Origin of the sequence: Pontibacter saemangeumensis, from assembly GCF_039541895.1 — a bacterium.
In the GTDB taxonomy this organism is placed as follows: domain Bacteria; phylum Bacteroidota; class Bacteroidia; order Cytophagales; family Hymenobacteraceae; genus Pontibacter; species Pontibacter saemangeumensis.
The window spans coordinates 2,501-5,544 of the sequence record NZ_BAABHC010000013.1 but is presented as its reverse complement, the minus strand read 5'-3'; the positions used below and the strand labels follow the sequence as shown (position 1 = coordinate 5,544).

General features: G+C 57.1%; 2 rRNA genes (1 of these 2 cut by a window edge). Both read right to left on the bottom strand.

Going from position 1 to position 3,044, the window contains the following annotated elements:
• Nucleotides 1-87: 87 nt before the first annotated feature.
• A 5S ribosomal RNA gene (rrf, locus tag ABD920_RS10680) occupies nt 88-199 on the bottom strand.
• A 103-nt stretch (nt 200-302) separates the two neighbouring features.
• Nucleotides 303-3,044 (bottom strand): 23S ribosomal RNA (locus ABD920_RS10675); it runs 155 nt beyond the window's last position.

Sequence of the window (3,044 nt, the reverse complement as noted above, 5' to 3'; positions counted from 1 at the left end):
CACTGCGCCGGTCTGCCCTTTGGTGGGTGGGTTGTAAACGCGGGAGCGCCCTGCCCCGTTTCCGGGGAGGGCGCTCCTCTGTGTTGGGGTTGGCGGCCACCTACTCTCCCACCGGTGAGGGCAGTACCATCGGCGCGTCCGGGCTTAACTTCTCTGTTCGGGATGGGAAGAGGTGCTCACCGGAGCCATAGCCGCCATTCTCTTGGGCCGCAGTCTTGGTTGCGGCGCGAATGGCTTTGTAAGTCAGTTGACATGGTATGGGAAGGAGAGGGAGCGAAAGGGGCGGGCCGCTTGCGGCCCTTTTGAGAACGCGCTCGGGCAATTAGTATGGCTCGGCTGTGACGTTTCCGCCTTTACACCTGCCACCTATCGACGTCATCGTCTCTGACGGCCCTTAAGGGAGATCTCATCTTGGGGCGGGTTTCGCACTTAGATGCTTTCAGCGCTTATCCCGTCCGAGCGTAGCTACCCTGCGCTGCATCTGGCGATACAACAGGTCCACCAGCGGCTCGTCCAACCCGGTCCTCTCGTACTAAGGTCAGGACCCCTCAAATCTCCGACGCCCACAACAGATAGGGACCGAACTGTCTCACGACGTTCTGAACCCAGCTCGCGTGCCACTTTAATCGGCGAACAGCCGAACCCTTGGGACCTTCTCCAGCCCCAGGACGTGACGAGCCGACATCGAGGTGCCAAACCTCCCCGTCGATATGAGCTCTTGGGGGAGATCAGCCTGTTATCCCCGGCGTACCTTTTATCCTTTGAGCGATGGCCCTTCCATGCGGAACCACCGGATCACTATATCCGCCTTTCGGCCCTGCTCGGCTTGTGGGCCTCACAGTCAAGCTCCCTTCTGCTATTGCGCTCTGCGCACGGTTACCAAGCGTGCTGAGGGAACCTTTGAAAGCCTCCGTTATTGTTTTGGAGGCGACCACCCCAGTCAAACTACCCACCAAGCACTGTCCCCCATCGTATGAGGTTAGGCGCCAAGCAACTCAAGGGTGGTATTTCAAGGACGAATCCGCGACGCCTGGCGACGCCGCTTCGCATTCTCCCACCTATCCTACACATGAGTTACCCAGCGTCAATGCTAAGCTATAGTAAAGGTGCACGGGGTCTTTCCGTCCCGTTGCGGGTACTCGGCATCTTCACCGAGACTACAATTTCACCGAGCTCACGGCTGAGACAGCGCCCAGATCGTTACACCATTCGTGCAGGTCGGAACTTACCCGACAAGGAATTTCGCTACCTTAGGACCGTTATAGTTACGGCCGCCGTTTACCGGGGCTTCGATTCAGAGCTTCGCGCTTGCGCGCTAACCCCCCCTCTTAACCTTCCGGCACCGGGCAGGTGTCAGGCCTTATACTTCATCTCTCGATTTCGCAAAGCCATGTGTTTTTGTTAAACAGTCGCCTGGGCCTCTTCACTGCGGCTTCTCATGTTGCCATGAGGAAGCACCCCTTCTCCCGAAGTTACAGGGTCATTTTGCCGAGTTCCTTGGCCGTGATTCACTCGAGCACCTTAGGATTCTCTCCTCGACCACCTGTGTCGGTTTGCGGTACGGGCGGCACGCCATTTAGACGCTTAGCGGGTTTTCTCGGGAGCCTGATTAGGGACGCTATCCCCGCGGCCGAGGCCTTGGGGTACTATCGGGTTTGAGCAGGGTCGGCGTACTTCACAACCGTCCCTATACCTACGCCCTTCAACGCACTATTCCGTCAGTGCGCGGTCCTTTCACTTCTCCGTCACCGCATCGCTATGACGTGCCGGTGCTGGAATATTAACCAGCTGTCCATCGAACTGCGCTTTCGCCTCGCCCTTAGGACCCGACTAACCCTGATCCGATTAGCGTTGATCAGGAAACCTTGGTCTTTCGGTGTGCGGGTTTCTCGCCCGCATTATCGTTACTTATGCCTACATTTGCTTTTCCCTGCGCTCCAGCGCGCCTCGCCGGCACGCCTTCGCCGCAGCAGGGAATGCTCCCCTACCAGTGCAGTAAACTGCAATCCATAGCTTCGGTACTGCGCTTGATGCCCGATTATTATCGATGCCCTCTCGCTCGACCAGTGAGCTGTTACGCACTCTTTAAAGGAATGGCTGCTTCCAAGCCAACCTCCTGGCTGTCTAAGCAAGTGGACCCCCTTTGTTCAACTTAGCGCAAATTTGGGGACCTTAGCTGATGGTCTGGGTTCTTTCCCTCTCGGCGCGGGACCTTAGCACCCCGCGCCTCACTGCCGCGTATGTCAAGTGGCATTCGGAGTTCGTCAGGATTCGGTAGGATGTGACTCCCCCTAGTCCTATCGGTAGCTCTACCTCCACATGACTCCACCGCGACGCTGCCCCTAAAGGCATTTCGGGGAGTACGAGCTATTTCTCAGTTTGATTGGCCTTTCACCCCTACCCACAGGTCATCCAAATCCTTTTCAACGGAAACTGGTTCGGACCTCCAGTTGGTTTTACCCAACCTTCATCCTGCCCATGGGTAGATCACAAAGTTTCGCGTCTACCCCCCCTGACTCTGCGCCCTGTTCAGACTCGCTTTCGCTGCGGCTCCGTCCTTTCAAAGACTTAACCTCGCCAGGGAGGAGTAACTCGTAGGCTCATTATGCAAAAGGCACGCCGTCACCCCACTAAAGGGCTCCGACCGCTTGTAAGCGCATGGTTTCAGGATCTGTTTCACCCCCTTATTCAGGGTACTTTTCACCTTTCCCTCACGGTACTGGTTCACTATCGGTCTCTCAGGAGTATTTAGCCTTACCGGATGGTGCCGGTGGATTCAGGCGGGATTTCTCCGGTCCCGCCCTACTCAGGATACCACTAGGGCCAAGGAGCTTACGCACACGGGACTATCACCCCCTATGGCCAGGCTTCCCAGCCTGTTATGCTTCATTCCTTGGTCCCACGCCGTGGTCCTACAACCCCGGGCTTGCCGTAACAAGCCCGGTTTGGGCTGTTCCGCGTTCGCTCGCCACTACTTGCGGAATCACTCTTGTTTTCTCTTCCTCCGGGTACTTAGATGTTTCAGTTCCCCGGGTTCGCCCCCC